This window comes from Pseudomonas sp. YJ42 (assembly GCF_047225135.1).
Lineage (GTDB): Bacteria > Pseudomonadota > Gammaproteobacteria > Pseudomonadales > Pseudomonadaceae > Stutzerimonas > Stutzerimonas stutzeri_E.
The window spans coordinates 342263-362368 of record NZ_CP178378.1; the positions used below are offsets into that span (position 1 = coordinate 342263).

Annotated in this window: 12 protein-coding genes; 6 read left to right on the forward strand and 6 right to left on the reverse strand. The window is 61.6% G+C overall.

The annotated features are described in order from the left end of the window. Positions 1–52: 52 nt before the first annotated feature. The 5 genes from ACL0K2_RS01575 (at position 53) to ACL0K2_RS01595 (ending at position 12447) form a co-directional block, all read left to right on the forward strand. Positions 53–1825, forward strand: coding sequence for a ShlB/FhaC/HecB family hemolysin secretion/activation protein (locus tag ACL0K2_RS01575; RefSeq protein WP_052679301.1), 1773 nt, complete (start codon positions 53–55; stop codon positions 1823–1825). 37 nt (positions 1826–1862) lie between these two features. Further along, positions 1863–8057: a YDG domain-containing protein gene (locus ACL0K2_RS01580; RefSeq protein WP_413043619.1), complete on the forward strand. Its 6195-nt coding sequence runs from the start codon at positions 1863–1865 to the stop codon at positions 8055–8057. Between the two features lie 225 nt (positions 8058–8282). Beyond that, positions 8283–9290: a GGDEF domain-containing protein gene (locus ACL0K2_RS01585; protein ID WP_413043620.1), complete on the forward strand. Its 1008-nt coding sequence runs from the start codon at positions 8283–8285 to the stop codon at positions 9288–9290. Between the two features lie 295 nt (positions 9291–9585). Beyond that, the gene (locus tag ACL0K2_RS01590; protein WP_413043621.1) at positions 9586–11667 is read left to right on the forward strand and encodes a TonB-dependent siderophore receptor; all 2082 of its coding nucleotides are present in this window, start codon (positions 9586–9588) and stop codon (positions 11665–11667) included. A gap of 54 nt (positions 11668–11721) precedes the next feature. Further along, positions 11722–12447: a DUF4198 domain-containing protein gene (locus ACL0K2_RS01595; protein WP_239608922.1), complete on the forward strand. Its 726-nt coding sequence runs from the start codon at positions 11722–11724 to the stop codon at positions 12445–12447. A gap of 43 nt (positions 12448–12490) precedes the next feature. On the opposite strand, the gene ACL0K2_RS01600 is transcribed toward ACL0K2_RS01595, so the two are convergent. Further along, on the reverse strand, positions 12491–13354 hold the full coding sequence (locus ACL0K2_RS01600; RefSeq protein ID WP_239608924.1) for a helix-turn-helix transcriptional regulator: 864 nt from the start codon (positions 13352–13354) through the stop codon (positions 12491–12493). A 143-nt stretch (positions 13355–13497) separates the two neighbouring features. Then, a complete protein-coding gene (locus ACL0K2_RS01605) occupies positions 13498–14463 on the reverse strand; it encodes an XdhC family protein (protein WP_413043622.1) in 966 nt (321 codons plus the stop codon). An 88-nt stretch (positions 14464–14551) separates the two neighbouring features. Here ACL0K2_RS01605 and ACL0K2_RS01610 point away from each other — a divergent pair, with 88 nt between their 5' ends. Continuing rightward, on the forward strand, positions 14552–15325 hold the full coding sequence (locus tag ACL0K2_RS01610; protein ID WP_045162321.1) for an alpha/beta fold hydrolase: 774 nt from the start codon (positions 14552–14554) through the stop codon (positions 15323–15325). 40 nt (positions 15326–15365) lie between these two features. On the opposite strand, the gene ACL0K2_RS01615 is transcribed toward ACL0K2_RS01610, so the two are convergent. The 4 genes from ACL0K2_RS01615 to ACL0K2_RS01630 all read right to left on the reverse strand — a co-directional run bounded on the left by ACL0K2_RS01615 (position 15366) and on the right by ACL0K2_RS01630 (position 20015). After that, positions 15366–16004 carry a UbiX family flavin prenyltransferase gene (locus ACL0K2_RS01615; protein ID WP_239608934.1) on the reverse strand — a complete coding sequence of 213 codons (639 nt, stop codon included), beginning with the start codon at positions 16002–16004 and terminating at the stop codon, positions 15366–15368. Beyond that, entirely contained in the window at positions 15991–16941 is a 951-nt protein-coding gene (locus ACL0K2_RS01620; protein ID WP_045162319.1) for a LysR family transcriptional regulator, read from the reverse strand. The genes ACL0K2_RS01615 and ACL0K2_RS01620 overlap by 14 nt, the downstream gene beginning before the upstream one ends. 25 nt (positions 16942–16966) lie before the next feature. Continuing rightward, on the reverse strand, positions 16967–18406 hold the full coding sequence (locus tag ACL0K2_RS01625; protein WP_413043623.1) for an aldehyde dehydrogenase family protein: 1440 nt from the start codon (positions 18404–18406) through the stop codon (positions 16967–16969). 181 nt (positions 18407–18587) lie between these two features. Beyond that, the gene (locus ACL0K2_RS01630; RefSeq protein WP_413043624.1) at positions 18588–20015 is read right to left on the reverse strand and encodes a UbiD family decarboxylase; all 1428 of its coding nucleotides are present in this window, start codon (positions 20013–20015) and stop codon (positions 18588–18590) included. Between the last annotated feature and the right edge of the window lie 91 nt (positions 20016–20106).

The window sequence follows — 20106 nt, forward strand, 5'->3', positions numbered from 1 at the left end:
CCGGCCGAACACCCGGGACGGGCATTCATTACGGTTTTTATGGAGTTTGGCGATGGCAGTCCGTGAACAGGATTTCGTTTATGTGGGCAAGCGTCTGCTGCGGTGGAGCGTTGCGTTGGCTGGATCGGCTGCTGCGCCCTGGATATTTGCTCAAAGTCTGCCGGATGCCGGTCAGTTGCTGAACGAGCATCAGCAGAGCCAGCCATCCGCACCGCAATCCACCGAGCCGCCGCCTGCGTTCGAACTGCCATCCGATGCCGTGCGCGAAGGGCAGTCCGGTTTGCGCGTGACCCTTCGCTCGATTCGCTTTTCCGGCGACACGGAGTTGGCCGAGACTGAAGATCTGCAGCGTCTGGTTAGCCCCATGGTGGGCAAGACGCTCGACCACGCCGGGCTCCAACAGCTAACCGACAGCCTGACCCGTTATCTACGTGGTCGCGGCTATGTGTTGGCCAGAGCGTACCTGCCGCGTCAGGACCTGACCGAGGGCAATCTGGAAATCGCGCTGACCAAGGGAAAATTGCAATCGGATGCGGCGCGCATCGAGGTTGGCGGGGCGACTCGCAGCTCGACCGGTCGCCTGCGTGGCATTGCCGAGGCAGCGCTGCCCCAAGGCAAAGCACTGCGCGCCGAAGATCTTGAACGTGCGCTGCTGCTCATCAACGACCAGCCCGGCATAACCGCGCAATCCGCCCTTGAGCGCGGCACCGAGCCCGGCAGCAGCCGCTTGCTGATCAGCGCCAAGCAAGGGCCGGTCTTCAGCGGTGGCGTGTCGGGCGACAATTACGGAAACCGGAGCACGGGCAGTGCTCGCGCCAATGCTCAATTCAACCTCGCTGATCCGCTGGGTATCGGCGACCAGTTTTCCCTGGGTCTCAGCAAGACCACCGGCAGCACCGTGGTGGGTGCCGGCTATAGCCTGCCGCTGACGGCGAGCGGATTGCGCTTGCATGCCGCAGGGTCGTACCTGCGCTATCACGTCGACCAGGAGCAATTCCGCCCGTTGAACCTGCGCGGCACCGCCGAGAGCGGATCCCTGGGCCTGAGCTATCCACTGATCCGCTCGCGCCTGCAGAACCTCAATCTCTCCGGGACGTACGAATACAAGGCTCTGGAAGATCGGGCGCTGGGCATCAACTTGCGCGACCGGGAGCTGAACAACTTCAACGTCGCGCTTTCTGGTAACCGCTTCGATGGCTTGGGTGGGGGCGGCGTTACCGATGCTGGAATCGCTCTGACTGTCGGCCAGCTTGATCTATCCGGCAACCGTGGCGATGAATTCGCCGACAGCATGGGAGCCCAGAGTGATGGCGGCTTCCATAAGCTCAATCTGCGACTGTCGCGTCTGCAGAACCTTGGGGCGGCAAGCGACTGGACGCTGTTCGCCGGCGCTTCCGCGCAATGGGCTAGCGGCAATCTGGACTCATCGGAGAAATTCCTCCTGGGCGGCCCTGCCGGAGTGCGTGCCTATCCCGTGGGCGAGGCGTCCGGCGACCAGGGCTGGTTGGCCACCCTCGAGCTACGGCGCAATCTCGACCTGGGGCTTCCGGGGGTCAAGCTGCAGACGCTCGGCTTCGTCGACACCGGCCGTATCTGGCTGCACGAGGATGAATGGGCGGGCTCGATCAACAACGCGGGCGATACCAACCGCTACGACCTGCACGCTGTAGGTCTTGGGGCCAATGTATGGGTGGGCGATTTCACTGTTCGCACCGCTGTGGCTCGCACTCTGGACAACAACCCAGGCCGTGGCATCTCCGGATTGGACGCCGACGGACGCTCAAGCGACTGGCGCGCCTGGCTACAGGCATCGCTGGCTTTCTGACATCACCGTATCGGTCTTTTCGAAAAAGGAATAACGCATGAAGAGCGCTTCGTTGAACCATGTTTACCGCCTTGTCTGGAGCGAAGCCGAACAGGCTTTCGTTGCCGTTTCCGAACATACCGCTGCCCGTGGCAAGCGCGGTGGTGTCGTTGGTTTTCTAGCCGCCCTGGGTCTGCTGAGCATCGGCGCCGTCCATGCCGCCGATCTCCCTACCGGAGGGACGATAGTCGGCGGTAGCGGTGCTATTTCCCAAAACGGCAATCAGATGGTGATCAACCAGTCCAGCGGCAAGCTGGTAACCAACTGGAACAGCTTCGATGTGGGCGCCGGTTCAGGCGTCACCTTCCATCAGCCGGGCGCCGACAGCATCGCCTTGAACCGGGTGATCGGTGGCGGTAGCGCCAGTCAGATCCTGGGCAAGCTCGATGCGAACGGTCAGGTCTGGTTGCTCAACCCCAACGGGGTCGTGATCGGCCGCGGCGCCGAAGTGAATGTCGGTGGCCTGGTGGCTTCATCACTGCAGATCAGCGACGAGGATTTCCTGGCCGGCAAGACTGCGTTGAACGCGGGAACGGGTGCCGGTGCCGTGATCAACCAGGGCACGATCAACGCTGCGGAGGGCGGTGTAGTCGCGTTGATCGGTCCGCAGGTCAGTAACAGCGGCGGCATCCATACACCAGGCGGTAGCGCGGTGTTGGCGGCCGGTGACAAGGTTGCTCTCGACTTCCATGGCGACGGGCTGGTGAGCGTCAATGTCGAGCGAGGCGTGCTCGATGCCCTGGTGCAGAACGATGGGCACATCAGCGCCGACGGCGGAATGGTTGCGCTCAGTGCGCGATCGGCCGACGCCGCGCTCAACAGCGTTATCAACAATACCGGCATTATCGAGGCCAAAGGGCTCGTCGAGCGCGGCGGACGCATTCTGCTCGATGGAGACGCAGAGGGCGGTCTGACCCAGGTGGCGGGCAGGCTCGATGTCTCCTCGGACCAGGGCCAGGGCGGCGACATCGTAGTGACCGGGGAACACATTTCCGTCGCCAACGCAACGCTGGATGCCAGCGGCGCTACTGACGGCGGAACTATAAAAGTCGGCGGTGGCTGGCAGGGACGGGACGCCAGCGTCGCCAACGCTCGCCAGGTGACTGTGAGCAAGGACGCTACTTTCAAGGCGGACGCCATTGGCACCGGCAATGGTGGCACCGTGGTCGCCTGGTCGGACGGTGACAACCGTTTTGCCGGCAAAATTTCCGTGCGCGGCGGCGAGCAGGGCGGCGACGGCGGCAAGGCCGAGGTGTCTGGCAAGCAGACGCTGCACTACGCCGGCCTGACCGATGCTCGCGCCGCCAAGGGTCGCACGGGCGATCTGCTGCTCGATCCGACGCGGATCGATATTGTCGGCGGCGGCAACGCTGGGGATTCGATTACGGGCGCCACGGTCACTGAAAAGGCGCTGGAAGCTCAGGCGGCTAACGTACTGCTGCAGGCGACCGAGCGTATTCACTTCGGTGATCTCGCCCAGAACGGCGGTGATGGCAAGATCTCCATGCAGGAAGACGTCAGTTTCCGCGCGGAAGTGGTTAACAGCGGTAGCACCCGCACCATGATTACGTTTGAAAACGCCGAGAACACCTTGGAGGTATTCGGCACCGGGAGCATCTATCTGCAAGCCGGAGGGGGCGGTACTGGCTCCATCGGGGAGAGTAATTCCGCTGGGCTGACCGGCAATCTGGGTGTCTTCAATCTGATCGCTCATGGCCCAGGTGACAATCCAGACGTGGCGGACATCCCGGCACATCTCGTCGATCAGATCGGTAACGGCACGCCAGGTGCGGGCACCATCACCGTTCTCGGCGCGGACGGGGCAACCTTGGCCGGCACGCTCCAGACCAATGGCGGTTATGTGCGCATTTCCGTGGACTCGGATGCCGGGGTCAACAAAGGTGGTGCCGGAAACCTGGTGATCAACAAGGGCGCTGACATCACCACTCATGACGGCAATCTTTATCTGTCATTCGGCGGCAATGGGTATAGCGCTACGCTGCTTAGCGACATCACGTTGGGCAATGGGCGCCTGTACTTCGGCGATGCCATTCCTGGTGGCATCACCAAGCAACTCGGTTCGTCCACTGGAGAGAAAAAGCTGGGTGGCCTGCTCAGTCTGAGTGGAGATGTCAATTTCAACACGCCGCTGACCATGCTCGGGGGCGCCTCGATCTATACCAACGGCGCGATCAATTTCACCAGTACGGTCAATCTGGACACCGGCGACGACCTGCTGACACTCAGGGCGAATAATGTCGATTTCACCAGTGCGACGCTGCAAAACCTGTCTACGGCAAGCATCCGCTTGGAGCCCTACGACGCGACGACCAATATCAATCTGAACAGCAGCAGTGGCAACGCCGGCGGCGGCATCTTCCTCGATGCGAGTGCGCCGGCTACGGACATCAGCAGCCTAGTAGGCATCAAGAACCTTACCATTGGCCGCGAGGATGGCAGCGGTACCACTACCGTGGACGCCTCCGGGTTCGGTTTCAATGCCAACGACAACCTGACGTTGCTTAACGGCAACATCCGGATCGACGGCGAGTTGCGCAACAGCAACGCGACCGGCCATGTCATCGCCCAGGCGGGCGAGGGCGATGTGGTCATCAACGCTGGCGGTAGCGTCACCGCCCAGGGTAGCGGTGACGCCGTGGTGCTGGTTGCGGCGCGGAACTTCGTCAACAACGCTGGGGCCAACGCCTTGCTCGCAACCAACAGCAGTGGTCGCTGGCTCACGTATTCGACCAATCCATGGGATGACGTGCGGGGCGGGCTCGACATCGACTTCAAGCAGTACGCCACTGGGTACGGTCAGCCAATACTTGGCACTGGCAACGGCCATGTCTATACCTACGCACCGAAGGTCACGGTCGAATTGACCGGAGAGGTTCGCAAGACCTATGACGGCAACACGGACGCAACCGTCGATGCCTCGACTCACTTCGCAATGAGTGGTGCCATCGACGGAGACACCATCGATGTCATCTCCTTCGGTGACGCTTATTACGCAGACAAAAACGCCGGGGCGGGCAAAGGGGTCACCGTAGACAATGTCCAGGTTTCCGAAGCAACCAACGGCGATGTGAAGGTTTACGGCTATCAAGTCGATGCCTCGAGCGTCAGCGGCGACATCGGGACGATTGACAGGAAAACTCTGACGGCCACGGCCGATGTGGCCGACAAGGTCTACGACGGCACCACAGCCGCAGACCTCAGCAATGTGCAGTTGATCGGCGTGGTGGCTGGTGATGCCGGCAAGGTGAACACCAGTGGCTCGACCGGCAGCTTCGTCGACAAGAATGCGGGCCAGGATAAATCGGTAAGCGGCTCGGGCATCGCTTTGACTGGTGACGAGGCGAACAACTACGCCTTCGATACCGGTGCGCAGATCGGCACCGCTGACATCGACAAGAAGACCCTGACCGCCACGGCCGATGTGGCCGATAAAGTCTACGACGGCACCACCGCCGCAGACCTCAGCAATGTGCAGCTGGTCGGCGTGGTGGCCGGCGACGCCGGCAAGGTGAACACCAGTGGCAGCACGGGCTCGTTCGTTGACAAGAACGCAGGCCAGGACAAGTCGGTGAGCGGCTCGGGCATCGCTCTGACCGGCGACGAGGCGAACAACTACGCCTTCGATACCGGTGCGCAGATCGGCACCGCCGACATCGACAAGAAGACCCTGACCGCCACGGCCGATGTGGCCGACAAGGTCTACGACGGCACCACCGGCGCAGATCTCAGCAATGTGCAGTTGATCGGCGTGGTGGCTGGTGATGCCGGCAAGGTGAACACCAGTGGCAGCACGGGCTCGTTCGTTGACAAGAACGCAGGCCTGGATAAATCGGTAAGCGGCTCGGGCATCGCTTTGACTGGTGACGAGGCGAACAACTACGCCTTCGATACCGGTGCGCAGATCGGCACCGCCGACATCGACAAGAAGACCCTGACCGCCACGGCCGATGTGGCCGATAAAGTCTACGACGGCACCACCGGTGCAGACCTCAGCAATGTGCAGCTGGTCGGCGTGGTGGCCGGCGATGCGGGCAAGGTCAACACCAGTGGCAGCACGGGCTCGTTCGTCGACAAGAATGCAGGCCTGGACAAGTCGGTGAGCGGCTCGGGCATCGCTCTGACCGGCGACGAGGCGAACAACTACGCCTTCGACACCGGTGCACAGATCGGCACCGCCGACATCGACAAGAAGACCCTGACCGCCACGGCCGATGTGGCCGACAAAGTCTACGACGGCACCACGGCCGCAGATCTCAGCAATGTGCAGCTGATCGGCGTGGTGGCCGGCGACGCCGGCAAGGTGAACACCAGCGGCAGCAGGGGCTCGTTCGTCGACAAGAACGCTGGCCAGGATAAATCGGTAAGCGGCTCGGGCATCGCTTTGACTGGTGACGAGGCGAACAACTACGCCTTCGATACCGGTGCGCAGATCGGCACCGCCGACATCGACAAGAAGACCCTGACCGCCACGGCCGATGTGGCCGATAAAGTCTACGACGGCACCACCGGTGCAGACCTCAGCAATGTGCAGCTGGTCGGCGTGGTGGCCGGCGATGCGGGCAAGGTCAACACCAGTGGCAGCACGGGCTCGTTCGTTGACAAGAATGCAGGCCTGGACAAGTCGGTGAGCGGCTCGGGCATCGCTCTGACCGGCGACGAGGCGAACAACTACGCCTTCGATACCGGTGCGCAGATCGGCACCGCCGACATCGACAAGAAGACCCTGACCGCCACGGCCGATGTGGCCGATAAAGTCTACGACGGCACCACCGGTGCAGACCTCAGCAATGTGCAGCTGGTCGGCGTGGTGGCCGGCGATGCGGGCAAGGTCAACACCAGTGGCAGCACGGGCTCGTTCGTTGACAAGAATGCAGGCCTGGACAAGTCGGTGAGCGGCTCGGGCATCGCTCTGACCGGCGACGAGGCGAACAACTACGCCTTCGATACCGGTGCGCAGATCGGCACCGCCGACATCGACAAGAAGACCCTGACCGCCACGGCCGATGTGGCCGACAAGGTCTACGACGGCACCACCGGCGCAGATCTCAGCAATGTGCAGTTGATCGGCGTGGTGGCTGGTGATGCCGGCAAGGTGAACACCAGTGGCTCGACCGGCAGCTTCGTCGATAAGAATGCGGGCCAGGATAAATCGGTAAGCGGCTCGGGCATCGCTTTGACTGGTGACGAGGCGAACAATTACGCCTTCGACACCGGTGCGCAGATCGGTAAAGCGGATATCGATCGGAAGACCATCACCGCGGTGGTCAATATCGCTGACAAGGTCTACGACGGGAATGGCACTGCCGTCATCCGCGATACGAAGCTCAATGGAGTGATTACCGGCGACGATATCAGCGCTTCAGGTACCGCGGCGTTCAGCGACCCGGCAGCAGGGCAGAACAAAACGGTCGCTGTGGAACTGCAACTGGCTGGCGGGGATGCCGACAACTACACCTTGGCTGATTCGCCCGTGTTTGGCGAGGCAACGATCCAGGCGCCGTACTATGTTCCGGCGGGATTGATTGCAGAGCCGAGCGGCGCCAATGGCACTGAACTATCGCGTGATCGCTCCACCAATCGACCTGTACTTGAGACCTCAATCGGTCCTTGGCCGGTACTTGCAGACACGTTGTACAACATCGTCCCGGAACGCTCCGAACCGCCGCAGGGCTCAGGCGAGGCTGCCACGGTTGTACGAGGATCCGCCCTCAGCATGGGAACAATCCTGAGCCTCACGCTCGAGGATACCCGACTGGAACCGGCCTCCACGAACACCCTGGCGCTTTATGACCGCGATCCTGGCCAACCGCTGAGGGGGCAAGGGCTGTACTCGGCCACGGACCTGGGCAGCAGCATTACGCTGGAGCGGGAGGCGTCGCTTGTCGGTCAGTCTCCTTTGCTGGAGCGATCCAGCATAGTCAGCTCGCACGGCGTTGTGCCTCTCGCTGGTGGTACCTGGTTGAATCTGCAGGTCGCGCTACTGAAAGGCGGGGCTCTGTTGATTGAGGTGGGCCAAACGGGCGCGGGCCTGACCAGCGAAGAGATTGCGGCGTACGGGCTGGCCGTGTCGAAAAAGCGATTGGGTGTAAATGTCCAGGCGCTTAGGACCGTGGTGATTGAAAGGGCGCGCAACTTGGCGAGCAGCGAAGAAGTCTCGCAAATCGGTATGTGACCGATTAGCGGAACAAGACGCCCTGAAAGCTATACAGAGCGCCCAGTGACTGGGCGCTTTTGATTTCAATCAGATAAGGCGGCCGCGTGTGTTATGCGCGGCGCACCTTGTGTCTGGCCGCGTTTGCGGCGTCGCGCATGGCGACCCTCCGTCGTTCTGGTTATCGGTCATCCTGCACGTGAATCGATAAACAAAATTCGCCCTTTGGGTAACGCATTGGTTGTTATGTTTCCATCACTCTATCCCGTGGAGAAGCAGCATCTCCCCACGCCCGAGACGGCCGATTTGGTCGAAACGTCGGTGGACGGTTATCTGGATACGCTTTGCGATCTGGCAAGGCGCCTCCTGTCAGTCGATACGGTACTGCTCTCGATATTCGGTGACGAGCTGGGGCGATTGGCAGCAGGAACGACGCTCAAGGGCGTTGGCGACAACGACGAGATAGCCAGATGGCTACAGAATGCGCCGATGGATAAAACACTCGTGATCGCCGATGGTGCGGTTGACGATCGCTTATCCAATAGCCCATTCAGGGCTCTCGGCGTCCGTTTTTTTGCAGGCCAGCCGCTCATCATCGCCGGGCACCGTATCGGCGCATTCTGCCTGCTCGATTCGAAAGCGCGGAGCCTCAACGACCTGTGCATCGATCATCTGCGGCAATGGGCGCATCTGGCGGAAGGCTACATACGGGTATCCAGCCAGAAAGCGCAGATCGCCGAGCTTCGCGAAGCACTTCGGCGCGAACAGCGCATGGCCATGATCGATCCTTTGACAGGCACCTGGAACCGTCTGGGCTTGACGCGTCTGTTCGATGTCATTCGTTCGAATCTGCCGAAAAACCACAGGGTTGGTATCGCGTACTGTGACTTGGACAACTTCAAACGGATCAACGAACGATACGGCCACGCCACCGGTGATGAAGCGCTGAAGCTGGCAGCGCAAGCAATGACCAGCATACTGCGCGAGGGCGATATCCTTTGTCGGTTGGGCGGCGAGGAGTTCGTGGTATTGGCGCCGGTGAGGAACGAGAGTGAGATCACGCCCATCGCCGAACGTCTTTGTCACGCGGTGCGCATGGCATCTGTGGGGTTTCCGTCACGCCTTTCAACCAGCATTGGCACGTCAGTGCTGGGGGCAGACGAGATGCTTCGGGAAGGGCTTCATCGAGCCGATGCTGCCTTATTGCTCGCCAAGGCGGCAGGCAAGAACAGAGTGATAGCCGCTGCTACGTAGCGCTTACAAACACGCGTCAGGAGAGTCGCTCGCTGGGTACGGCCTACGCTCTGGAGACTCACGCCGCTCGGGTGCGGCCGTCGGCTGGACGAGGGTGCCGCTGGGTAGACCAGACGAGGCAGTTCTCGTTATAGATCGTTTGCTCAATCCGGCTCGCATTACGAGAGGGTTGACCAACACCCGACCCAGCGCACCACGCGATCTTGACAGCAACGAAACGCTTCTATCAAATGTTACGATATAACATCTGTTAGAGGTCGTGATGCGTAAAAGAGTTTCAACAGGATTTATCGGCATGGCGGCAATGACGGGCTTGGCCGCCATGCCGGCGTGGGCGCAAGAGGCCGAAACCACGGTGCTCGAAGAGGTGGTGGTCACGGCGGATCGAGAGGACGACGAAGCCCGGGGCTATCGCACTCGGCGTTCGGCCAGTGCAACCAAAACAGACAGTCCGCTTGAGGAGGTCCCGCAGGCGGTAAGTGTCATTCCCGCCACGGTCCTTGATGACCTCGGCAGCCCGCGGATCGAGAAGGCGCTGGACTATGCGGGAGGTGTAGCGCGCCAGAACGACTTTGGCGGCTTGACCATGTACGAATACAGCATCCGCGGGTTGACCACTTCGGAGTTCTACAAGGACGGCTTCAGCGTCAACCGCGGCTACATGAATCCGCAGGATCCATCGAACGTCGAGCGCATCGATGTGCTCAAGGGTCCGGCGTCCAGCCTTTATGGTCGTGGCGACCCGGGCGGCACCATCAATATCGTCAGCAAGCGTCCGGAGTACGATCGGTTCGCCCGTCTGGATCTGAGTGCCGGTCGCTGGGATCGCTACCGCAGCAGCCTGGATGTGAATACGCCGCTGGATGAAGACGGGAAGGTTCTCTACCGGATGAATCTGGCGGTGGAGGACAACAAGAGTTTCCGCAATTACCGCTCCGGTGAACGCCAATTCATCGCACCGGCGTTCAGCTGGGAGCTGTCGCCGCAAACCCGTTTGTTGGTGCAAGCGGAGGTGATCCGCAGCAGCCAGGTATTCGACCGAGGCGTGGTTGCGCCGAACGACCGGCTCGGCAGCGTATCGCGTTCGACGTTCCTGGGTGAGCCTGGCGACGGCGATATCCGCAACAACAACGAGAGTCTGCAGGCCGAGATCGAGCATGACCTGAACACAAGTTGGACGGTTCGGCTAGCCAGCCATTACAAGCAAGGGCGGCTGAACGGCGGCGCCACCGAGGCGAGCAGCTTCGCCGATGCACGTACGATCAACCGTGAGTACCGCTATCGCGACTTCGACTGGCAGGACAGCATCACCCAGCTCGAATTGCGTGGCTTGGTGTATACCGGCAGCGTCGAGCACAACCTGCTCATCGGCACGGAATACGAGCGTTATGCCAAGAGCGAGCGGCTGATGCGTTCCCAGCCGATTTCGCAAATCGATATCTACCAACCGGTCTACGGCCAGCCGCGACCACCGTTCAGCATCGGTCCGGGCGGGCGTAGCACTGACCGTCATGAGCTGGTCCATTCCCGCTCGTTGAATCTGCAAGACCAGATGCGTTTTACCGAAAAACTCTTCGGCGTCATCGGCGCTCGCTACGACCATTACGAGCATCGTCTGGACAACGAAATCAACGGCAAGCGCACGGAGCAGACGCACGAGAAAATCACCCCGCGTATCGGCGCGCTGTACCAGTTCATACCCGAGGTCGGGGTATTCGCCAACGCTTCGCAATCGTTCAAACCCAACAGCGGTGCCGATGCCGCTAACCGGCCGTTCGATCCGGAGGAGGGGGTTGGCTATGAGGCCGGTTTAAAACTGGATCTGCTCGACAGCCGCCTGGGCATGACCATTGCTGCCTTCCACCTGACCAAAGAAAACGTGCTCACCGCCAACCCGGCCGATACGAGCAGCCAGATCGCAGCCGGAGAAGTGCGCAGCCGGGGTATCGATCTGCAACTGACCGGCCAAATCACCGATGAGATACGCCTGATCGGCGCTTATGCCTACGTCGACGCCGAGGTGACGAAGGACAACACCATCGAGCGCGGCAGCCGTCTGCTCAACGTGCCAGAACACAGCGGCAGCCTACTTGGCGTGTACGAATTCCTCGACGGAGGGCTGCAAGGCCTGGAGCTCGGTGGTGGCGTTAACTACGTCGGCGACCGGTCCGGCAACGTTTCGGACAGTGGCTTCGAACTGCCCGGCTACACCACGGTGGATTTGCTCGCACGTTACAAGGCGACACCGGACCTGACCCTGGGTGTGAACCTCAACAACGCCTTCGATCGTACCTATTACGAGCGCTCCTACAGCAGCGTCTGGGTGATGCCGGGCGACCCGCGCAACCTCAGTTTAAGCCTGTCACTGAATTTGTAACGACCGCCCCGGCTCGATCCGCGAGCCAGGCCCACGAGACCGCAAGGAAAACGAATGAACAAGCAACACGCAAAAATCGCCGCGGCGTTGATAGCCATGTTGATGGCTGGACAGGCCTCGGCTCATGGCATGTGGACAGAGGAGCGCCGTGGCAATATCGAGGTGATCTACGGTCATGGCGCCGAAGACAACGCCTACGACGCCAAGAAAATCTCCGGCGCCTGGGCGACCGACCTGCATGGCGGGCGAATCCCGGTCACGGTCGAGCGTCTCGGTGACCACGCACGGCTGCAACCCCTACAGCCGCCAGCCGTGATCGCGGTGGCGCTGGACAACGGCTACTGGACGCAAGCCCCGGATAAAACATGGCGCAATGTCGGTGAAAGCCAGGTGCCCGGCGCGCTGGATTCCGGGCGCTATTACAAATACAGCCTTGCGCTGCTCGAAGAGGGCGCGAAGCTGCCAGCGCTGGATAAACTCAAGCTGGTCATCGTGCCCCAGGTCGATCCGCTATCGCTGAATATGGGCGACGCGTTGCCGGTACAGGTGCTTGTCGATGGCAAACCCGCCGAAGGCATCGAGCTGTTCGGTGACTACATCAACGACCCGGATCATGTCGTCGCGACCACCGACGCCCAGGGCAAGGCCGTCGTTCCGGTGCGTAACCGGGAGTTCAACGTAATCGGCGCCTCGACGAGCATCGCCAGCGAAGATCCGGATGCTCGCGTTCGCGGTATGTTCACCTCGCTGAGTTTTCGCAAGGCGGATCATCAGCATTGAGTCAGATGCCGCCCCGGTGGGGCGGCGTTTCAGAGTGAGAGCCTTACTTGGGTAGATCGGACGGGTAACTGTCCACGACCCGGCGGTATTGGCTCGGCGAGGCGCCGATGTGCTGTTGAAAGAACCGCGTGAAATGCCCTTGCTCGGAAAAGCCCAGATTCTCGGCGAGCTTACCCAAGGTTCCGCTTCGTTCACGCTCCAGCCAAGAGAAGGCCTGACGCATGCGTGCATCGTTGAGCATCAGCATGGGCGTCATACCGGTGTTCTGTCGGAACAGGGTAAAAAAATGTGCACGCGACAAGCCGCCAGCCAACGCGGCGTTTGCGATGCAATCCGGGTCGTCCAGGTGCGTCTGCAGGTATTCGCAGGCTCGGCGGATGCGCGCATCGGCGAACCCCTGTCGAGGCGGAAGTCCCAATCGGCGAAGGTGTTGCCATTGAGAAAAGTCCTCGATCAGCTCGATCAGAAAGTCGAACAGTAGAAACTCGATACGCTCCAGTGGAACGAGGCTGGACGAGTAAGCCTCGGCGATCAGCCGGTCGGCCATCGCCCGATTCTTGCCACTGAGCTCGATACAGGGCTGGGAGAAGAACTCGGGATGGCCGCTGAGCGCCAATGACTGCTGAGCGTCTGCCAGCCACGCCGGCTCGATGTAGAGCGCCAGTATCTGTGTGTACTCGGCGCCCTGTTGGTAGTCGTAATAGTGCGGCTGCCAGGCGTTGACCAGCACAGCACTGCGGTCGGTGAGCGGAACCTGGCGGCCATTGACGTTGAAGAAGGTATCCGCCCCGGCCGCCTTCACCAACACATGGCATTCGTGATGCGAGTGGGTGACCAGCGGCTTGTCCATGTCGAGGAGCGCAACCCGGCCGAACTTTCCATGAAATACACGTTGGGCAATGGACATCCTTAGCACCTCGATGTAAGGCCGGGACCATGACGGCCGGCGGCTGTGGATGGATCAACGATCGAGCCATGTATCACGACATCCTCGATCGTCGGCTGGCTGGCTGGCTGGCTGGCAAGGCGACCAGACATTCCCGGCGCGCTTCATAGCGCATCCCGCGCCTTGCCTCGATAAACGCGCAGCACATCAGCCATCACCGAAAGGGCGATTTCGGCGGGCGTCTTGCTACCCAGGTCGAGCCCGATGGGCATGTGGATACGTTCGATTTCTTCCTGGGTAAGCCCGCCGACGCGTTGCAGTCTTTCGGCCCGTTTGGCTGAGGTGAGTCGTGAGCCCATGGCGCCGATATAAAACGCCGGGGTTCGTACGGCCTCCATCAGCGCCAGATCATCGATACGCGGATCATGGGTCAGCGCGACCACGGCGGTGGCTTCGTGACATCCACCGGAGGCGATGAACACGGACGGTAACACCGGTTGCACCGCAATGCCTTCGATCAGCATGCCTTGCATGTCCTCGCGCGGATCGCAGGCGATCACTTCGCAACCCAGCGTGCGGGCAAAGCTGGCGCAGGCTTGCGCCACTGGCGATACGCCGGCCAGCAGCAGTCGTAGCGCTGGGCCGACACGGATTTCCACGTGTTCCCCCTTGATACATGTCTGCTCGCCGCCATGGTCCGGCAGCAACTCAGCGAATCCGCTGGTCAGATCCACGCGGCGCAGCAAACGCCGCTGGCCCTGCAGCGTTGCCTGGAGTGTTAACAGGTGGGTTCGCCATGCCTCGCTAGGCGCATGATGTTCCACCAGTATCTGCAAGATGCCCCCGCAGGGCAGCCGCAGACGGCGCCGATCATCGTCCGACTCGCCGTAGCGCACGATTTGCGCGGGCGCTTGCAGCTCGCCCTGCGCCAAGCTGGCAAGAAACTCCTCCTCGACGCAGCCGCCGGACAGCGAGCCTGCATGGGCGCCATCGGCGCGGGCAACGAGGAGGGCGCCTGGTGCTCGTGGTGCTGAGCCATAGGTCGACAGCACCGTGCAGAACCACACATCCTGCCCGTTTGCTACCCATTGCAGGGCCTGTTCGATCACCCGCAGATCAAGATGTTGCATGTCGTTTTCCCCTGGCTGCTGACAACGCACTGGTGGGCGCCGGCAATCGGTTACCCTTCGGGTTCGTTGTGTTCAGGAAACCTGTGAAATGTCTTGCTCTGTTCTCGACATCGGTACGGCGGAACTCGAATACCGATTGCTGCATACCACGGATCCGACCCACCCGACGCTCGTTCTGCTGCATGAGGGATTGGGTTGCGTCGCGCTGTGGAAGGATTTTCCCGAGGCGTTGGCTGCCAGGACGCGCTGGCCAGTACTCGCGTACAGCCGCCAGGGCTACGGCGCATCGAGCCCGGTGCCGTTGCCGCGTGGGCTGGACTACTTGAGCGTGGCCGGCCCGGACGAGCTGGCACGCGTACTCGATTCGCTGGCGCTCGAGCGTGTGGTGCTCGTCGGCCACAGCGATGGCGCCTCGATCGCGCTGGCTTATGCGGCGCGCAATGATCCACGTGTTCGGGGTGTGGTAGCCCTGGCACCGCACGTGACCGTCGAGCAAGCGAGCCTCGCCGGCATCCGGCGAACCCTCGATGCGTTTCGCACCGGCCATTTGCGTGAGCGGCTCGCCATCCATCATGGCGACAACACCGATTGTGCGTTCCGCGGGTGGAGCGATACCTGGTTGCGGTCGGAATTCAGCGGTTGGAATTTGCTTGATCAGCTGCCGCGTATCGCACTGCCGATTCTGGCGGTACAAGGACGCGATGACGAATACGCAACGGCCGAGCAGCTGGAACTGATCGAACAGCTTGTGCCTGACAGCCGCGTCGAGTTTCTCGATAACTGCCGACACTTTCCGCAGAACCAGGCCCGCGATCGGACCCTCGATCTGATCGAGGACTACCTGGCGATACTCCAAACCTAGGCTGGCGGAGCCCGGCTGGTTTTCTGACAGCTGCCTCATCTCACGCATTCTCGGAGGCGTTCAACGCCTCGATGTCATCGAGCGTCGGGACGGCTTCGGGCTCGTCACGCCAGCGCCGCACGATGCCCAGCTCGATATCGAACATATCGAGGACGCGTCCGAGCGTATGGTTGACCATGTCGTCGATCGAAGCTGGGCGCGCATAGAACGCCGGGACCGGTGGTGCGATTACCGCGCCGAGTTCAGCCAGTTCGGTCATGGTGCGTAGATGGTTCCGGTGCAACGGCGTCTCACGAACCATCAACACCAAACGACGTTGCTCCTTCAGGATCACGTCTGCGGCGCGGGTGAGCAGTGAGGACGTCACGCCACTGGCGATTTCCGACATTGTACGCACCGAACACGGGGCCACGATCATGCCCATGGTCTTGAACGAGCCGCTGGCGATGGCCGCACCGATGTCCTGATTGGAATAGTTCACCGTCGCCATGGTCTTGAGCTCCGACCACGAGAGGCCGGTTTCGTGAGCGAGGGTGATCAGCGCCGATTTGGTGACCATCAAATGAGTCTCGATCGGTGTGTCGCGCAGCAATTCCAGTAGACGCACGCCGTATATCGCGCCAGAGGCGCCGGATATACCGATGATGAGCCGCTGTGGACGCGGATTAGCTGATGTCATGTTCAGTGTCCTGTATCGCGCCTTCCTTATAGAAATGGATGGCGTTGAGAGCGGTGCCCAGCGTCTTGCTGATGATGTCGATGAACAGCGTGGCGGCAGGCGTCAGGGGGCGGCGGCTGTCATGTACGCAGACCATGCGGCGGGTGATGCCAGGGGTGGCGATTGGATAGGCGCGCAAAGCGCCTTCCTCGAGGCCGCGCTGTAAGACGGTTGCCGGAAGCAGGCTGATCCAGTCGCTGCGACGTAGAAAACTCTCGATCACGGTCAGGTCGTCGAGCTCGAGATGCGGGGCCAATTCGATGCCATGCACCGCGAGGGCCTGATCGATGACGATGCGCAAGCCGTGGCGGCGGGACGGCAGCACCAGTTTCAGTTGAGCCAGCTCGGCGAGCGGCACGGGCGTTTGCATGCGCAATCGGGTCGTGGCGCCGGTTGCGACGAGCAGCTCTTCGTCGAGGATATCGATCCGGTTCAGGTGCTCCTGCTGGAAGCTCTGGTTGATAACGGCGAAGTCCAGTGCCCCGGACAACACGCGATCGATCAGGTCCTGGCTGTAGCCGTAGCTGACCTGAAGCTCGACGTCCGGGTGGTGCTCGACGAAGTAGGCCAGGGTGCTGGCCAGCGCCTGGTTGGCAGCCGAAGCGATCAGCCCGGCGTTGATTCGTCCGCCAATCTTGCCGCTACGGTCGATCAACGTCTGCCGTGCTTCGAGCAGCTCACCGAGGATCGGCATGAACAGACGATAGGCCTGTACGCCTGCCTCGGTCGGCGTCATGCCTTTGGGCGTGCGCTCGAACAGCGGTTGGCCGAGTTCCTCTTCCAGCTTGGCGATCTGCATCGACAGGGCGGGCTGCACGATATTCAGACGCTGCGCCGCCTTGGTGACCGAGCCCTCTTCATACAGGCAGGTGAAGTATCTCAGTTGGCGCAGTTCCATCTCTGAACCTCGGCAAGTTGGCGACCTATAGGGTGCCGACATTCTGGTAGACGTGCTTGAGCTCTGTAAAATCCAGCAGCGCATCGTAGCCGTGCAATCGTCCCAGCCCGCTTTTGCGGTAGCCGCCCGTTTCGGCCTCGGCGAACAGTTTGTTGTGGTCGTTGATCCATACGGTGCCGTTGCGCAGCACCCGGGCAAGGCGCATGGCGCGAGCGCCATCCCGTGTCCAGATGCTCGCCGCCAGGCCGAAGGCCGAATGGTTGGCACGTACTACCGCTTCGGTGTCGTCCTCGAATGCTTCCACGACAAGCAGGGGGCCGAAGATTTCCTCCTGACAGAAGAACGCCGCACTGTCGCGATGGGCGATCAGCGTTGGAGAGAGGAAGGCGCCGGCGTCCAGCGGGCCACCCGGCTGGTTGCCGGCAAGCAGTACCTCGTCACAACTGTCCATCGCTTCGGCGATGCGCTGGCCCACCAGGTCGCGAGAACGCCAGTCGATCAACGGCCCCATCTGTGTGGTTGTCTCCAGTCCATGGCCGAGGCGGACCTCGGAAAGCGCGGCGGTGAGCGCCGTTTTCATTTCCGCCAGGCGGCTGGCGTGTACCAATACGCGGCGGGCAGCCGTGCACTGTTGGCCTGAAATGATCGTCGACGCGGCGGCAAGCTTAGGCGCGACAGCGGCGATGTCCGCATCTTCAAGCACCAGGCAGCAAGATTTGCCACCCAACTCCAACGACAGCTTCTTCATGGTCGGAGCCGCGTCCTGCATGATCCGTGTTCCGGTTGCTGTCGAGCCGGTGAAACTGAGCACATCCACTTCGGGTGAGGCGACCAGATACGCTGCACCGGCGTGACCGGTTTCGGCGAACAAATTGACGGCACCGCGCGGCAGCGTAGGCAGTTGCAACAAAGGTTCGAGAAATGCGGCGTTGAACAGTGCAGTTTGTGCTGCCGGTTTGATCACGCAGGTACAGCCCGCCGCCAGCGCAGGCGCCAATGCTCGCACCAGCAGAACGGCCGGGGCGTTCCAGGGAATGATCAGCGCGGCTACCCCCGCGGGCTCACGAAGCATGGTGGAAAATTCGCCGGGAGCCACTTCCAGTACGTGACCTGGAATATGACGAGCCAAGCCGGCGTAGTAGAGAATTTCGGAGATGGCACCCGCCACCTCGCCGCGCGATTGCGCAAGCGCCTTACCGTTTTCTCGCGTGAGCAGAATCGCCAGCTCCTCCTGACGACTGCCGAGCGCCGCTGCCCATTCCAGCAGGATCTGTTGACGCAGACGCGGATTCTGCGACCACTGCGGTGCTACGAACGCGCGTGACGCCGCGTCTACGGCGGCTTGGGCTTCGGCCAATCCTCCATCGGCAAACCGGCCGATGATCTCGCCATTGGCCGGATCGAGACTGTCGCTCCACTGACCGCTCTCGCACCACTCTCCGTCGATGAAGTGTCGGACCTGCATGGGCTTCTCCTGTCGGGTATGACTTGTTCGGATCGATCAGCCGATCGAAGGGGCTGAGTGCGGTGACCGGTAGCGGCTCGGTGTTCGGCGGTGGCTTCAGTTGGCTGTCTACGGCCGCCGCTGCACACCGCGCCAGCCACGGAATCGGTATATGGCTAGCGTCCTCGGTCGTTCGGTTCTGCTACGCCTGGCTGAACTGTCGTTCCCAATCGTCGCCGGCCGGTTGGCAGACATCGGCAAGGTTCACTTCGGCTTCGCCCGGGACTCGGATGCGCTTGAAACGCATCGGTGGCGCCGCCAACGGCACGGTGGCATCGAAGCCCATCTTCGAGCCGACGCCGTCACGGGTGGAGGGATCGAGCTTGGACCCCTGGGCTTCGTGGATCAGCACCAGATCGCGATCCGCCTGGAAGCGTGTTGCCACCGCCCACTCGACCTCGGTGGGGTTGTGTATGTCGACGTCGGTGTCGACCACCACCACGTGCTTGATGTCGTAGTGGCCGCCGAGCGCGCCGAGAATCACGTTCTTCGCTTCCCCTTCCGAGCGTTTGTCGATCTGCACGTAGAGGTGATAACGACATACCCCTCCGCGCGCCAGATGCACATCGCGCACCGACGGGAAGCTGCGTCGCAGGTGAGCGAGCATGGTCGCTTCGCGCGGAATGCCGCCGAGCAGCAAATGCTCCAGGCCACCGCCAACGATGGTGTGGAACATCGGCGATTGGCGGTGGGTGATGGCGTCCACCTCGATCACATGGCGCTCGGCGCGCTCGCCGTAGTACTGCGGAAATTCGCCGAACGGGCCTTCTTCCTCGCGTGTGTTGGCCAGCAGGCGACCCTCGATGACGATCTCAGCATCGGCCGGCACCCGAATGCGGTTGGTCACGCATTTCGCCACTGGCAGCGGCCGGCCCCGCAGCGCACCGGCGATTTCCAGTTCGTCGTGATCGATGGGCACGATAGCCTGCGAGGCCATGAGCGTCAGGGGGTCGCAGCCGACCACCACGGCGATTTCGAGGTCTTCGTTGTTGCGCTCGGTCTCCTGGAAATAGGCCAGGGTATGGCGTGGCAGCAACAAAGCACCGAGACGATTGGCACTGCTGACTTGCAGCCGATGGATGGAAACGTTCTGCACGCCTGTACGTGGATTTCGGGTGATCAGCAAACCGGCCGTGATGTAGGCACCGCTGTCGTGTTCGTTGTGCGTGGGGATGGGCAGTTGCGTGAGCAGGTCGACCTCGTGATGCACCACTTGCTGACAGGCGGGCTCGGTCACTTCCTGCCAGGGCGAGGGCTCGAGGCAAGCTTGCTCGAAGCGGGCCAGGACCTGGCTGGGCTCGACGCCCATCGCCTCGGCCATCCATTGACGGTCCGAGAGCAGCCCCGAAATCACCGGAATCATGTGCCCATCGGGTTGCAGAAACAGCGACGCGCTGTGACCGTCCAAGCGATTGGCGATGGCCGCAACGCCGAAGCGAAGCTCGGTACCCGGGCGGATCACGCTCAGCCGCTGAGTCTTCTGGAGATGATCCAGCCAGCCGCGCAGACTGGCGCCAACCGGCTGGGTAGCTGCAGTGGAATCGACCGAGGAGGAGGGCATGGACGGCATGGCGAGTTCTCTCGTGGTTATTGTTTTGGCCATGCTAGGAGCGCCGAACAAGTCTGCCTATTAGGGTTTTCTGATGCTCGCCATCAGCATC

What these genes read in the sequence shown, in the direction of transcription:
- ACL0K2_RS01575 (WP_052679301.1), top strand. Translation starts at nt 53, where the DNA reads ATGGCAGTCCGTGAACAGGATTTCGTTTATGTGGGCAAGCGTCTGCTG.
- ACL0K2_RS01580 (WP_413043619.1), top strand. Translation starts at nt 1,863, where the DNA reads ATGAAGAGCGCTTCGTTGAACCATGTTTACCGCCTTGTCTGGAGCGAA.
- ACL0K2_RS01585 (WP_413043620.1), top strand. Translation starts at nt 8,283, where the DNA reads ATGTTTCCATCACTCTATCCCGTGGAGAAGCAGCATCTCCCCACGCCC.
- ACL0K2_RS01590 (WP_413043621.1), top strand. Translation starts at nt 9,586, where the DNA reads ATGGCGGCAATGACGGGCTTGGCCGCCATGCCGGCGTGGGCGCAAGAG.
- ACL0K2_RS01595 (WP_239608922.1), top strand. Translation starts at nt 11,722, where the DNA reads ATGAACAAGCAACACGCAAAAATCGCCGCGGCGTTGATAGCCATGTTG.
- ACL0K2_RS01600 (WP_239608924.1), bottom strand. Translation starts at nt 13,354, where the DNA reads ATGTCCATTGCCCAACGTGTATTTCATGGAAAGTTCGGCCGGGTTGCG.
- ACL0K2_RS01605 (WP_413043622.1), bottom strand. Translation starts at nt 14,463, where the DNA reads ATGCAACATCTTGATCTGCGGGTGATCGAACAGGCCCTGCAATGGGTA.
- ACL0K2_RS01610 (WP_045162321.1), top strand. Translation starts at nt 14,552, where the DNA reads ATGTCTTGCTCTGTTCTCGACATCGGTACGGCGGAACTCGAATACCGA.
- ACL0K2_RS01615 (WP_239608934.1), bottom strand. Translation starts at nt 16,004, where the DNA reads ATGACATCAGCTAATCCGCGTCCACAGCGGCTCATCATCGGTATATCC.
- ACL0K2_RS01620 (WP_045162319.1), bottom strand. Translation starts at nt 16,941, where the DNA reads ATGGAACTGCGCCAACTGAGATACTTCACCTGCCTGTATGAAGAGGGC.
- ACL0K2_RS01625 (WP_413043623.1), bottom strand. Translation starts at nt 18,406, where the DNA reads ATGCAGGTCCGACACTTCATCGACGGAGAGTGGTGCGAGAGCGGTCAG.
- ACL0K2_RS01630 (WP_413043624.1), bottom strand. Translation starts at nt 20,015, where the DNA reads ATGCCGTCCATGCCCTCCTCCTCGGTCGATTCCACTGCAGCTACCCAG.